This is a genomic window from Enterobacter sp. 03-F-07-AD-ECC, from assembly GCF_047530935.1.
Taxonomy (GTDB): Bacteria; Pseudomonadota; Gammaproteobacteria; order Enterobacterales; family Enterobacteriaceae; genus Enterobacter; species Enterobacter cloacae.
On record NZ_JBLKBZ010000065.1, the window covers coordinates 1 to 1,643 of the forward strand.

Sequence of the window (1,643 nt, forward strand, 5' to 3'; positions counted from 1 at the left end):
CCCCTGGGCGAAATGCGCCTGGTAAGCAGAGTTTTTGAAATGTAAGGCCTTTGAATAAGACAAAAGGCTGCCTCATCGCTAACTTTGCAACAGTGCCCTGAGGTGTTACAGCAAAGATGAAAATGACGAAGCCAAAACCGGTAAGCCGGATGAAAAGACCGTTTATTAGTGAGCTTGCAGAGCTGGGTTTATCGGGTGAAATTCTTTCAATTCGAACTGACGGCATGCAGGGGACGCTCATACCCGATCTTACCGCAGGGGTGAGTGAAGCAGGCCGTGTGAAAACCGGCAACTGGGTAATCTCTGACAAGAGAACCTTCGACCATGTCGTTCTGTGTGTTGAAAGACAAGATGAGAACCATGATGTGTACGTAGGTAAATTCATCCAGTTACATGTAGCCGCTAATAAGAGCCTTAAGATCGTCGAAATGGGCGATGTGAAACTGGTGGCCATAACCAGCTCGATTCCTACCACTTTTAATGGTGGGATAAAGAGATACAAAGGGGTTACGTATGTGTCACTTTCCCAAACAGCTCAAACCACTATCGACTTCCCGAAGCGTATCTACAAAGAGGGCCAGGAATGTACTTCTGTCACCAGTCCTGACCAAGGTCCTTTCGCCCGGGATGTTAGGTTGAATTGCTACGGGCGATGTGTTGTCACCGGCGTAAGGTCCCCCTGGCGTACTGAGGCCGCGCACTTAACGCCACGTCATGAAGAAGGCATTCCCGACGTAACGAACGGAATTTTACTTCGCCGTGATATCCATACACTGTTCGACAATGACCATTGCGCCATAAACCCTGACACTATGAAAATTTACTTCAGCCGGGAGGCCCGGGAGTTGGATGATGATCTCCTGAAATGGCATGGGAATGAGATAGAGACGACACGCATGCAGGTTCCGGTTAACATCGAAAACCTTCGGATACGATGGCAAAAATTTAAGGCTAAGGATCGTCAGCGTAAATAAAGCCATAAGCTGAACCACGGCGAGGATTAGTCTTGTTCACTAAATGACAGCGAGAGATTAAATGCAAACCCAAAAAGATATTACAGTTGGCCAGATCTGGGAAGAAGTGGATCCAAGACTGATCCGGAAAGTGCGAGTTGTTGAGGTGGCCTCGTTAGAAGGGCCCAAAGGCATCCTAATCGAAAACGTGGAGTCTGGTCGTAAGAACTGGGCGTCGTCATCCCGCTTTAATGGAAAGCGTGGAGGGTATCGTCTTATTTCCTGAAGGTTTTGCCAATATGGGAAACTGAAGAGGTTGAAACCATCCCGGTGAGGGAGCATATCTGGTAAAGAAGAGTCTTTAAAAAGGTTTTACGCGACCTGGGATAATAAACGGGAAAACGATACCCAAAAAAAGAATACAGCGATGATAACGATAAGGAATGGTAAGGGCTTCAATATTTTGAGAAATGACCTGGCTTCCTTTGCATCTGCATTTCTAATCAAACTGTCCACATAGGGATCACAGCTCTTAGGTTCTGAATTTTTCATATGTTCTGTACCTGAAATTGATTCCGTATGAGAAAAGGCCATGGATTGGCCCCTATATTTCCATACACTTTTTATCACTTAACCCATGACTGGTTCGTCGCCGCAGATATTCCCGTGGCGAACGATACCCCAGTGCAC

Annotated in this window: 1 protein-coding gene; it reads left to right on the top strand. The window is 46.7% G+C overall.

Translation table 11 applies throughout. The features are described from left to right. Positions 1 to 116 precede the first annotated feature (116 nt). Positions 117 to 974, top strand: coding sequence for an HNH endonuclease signature motif containing protein (locus tag ACMWKA_RS25635; protein WP_000784387.1), 858 nt, complete (start codon positions 117 to 119; stop codon positions 972 to 974). The last annotated feature ends 669 nt before the right edge of the window (positions 975 to 1,643 follow it).

Coding starts and splice junctions, on each gene's coding strand:
- ACMWKA_RS25635 (WP_000784387.1), top strand. CDS start 117: ATGAAAATGACGAAGCCAAAACCGGTAAGCCGGATGAAAAGACCGTTT.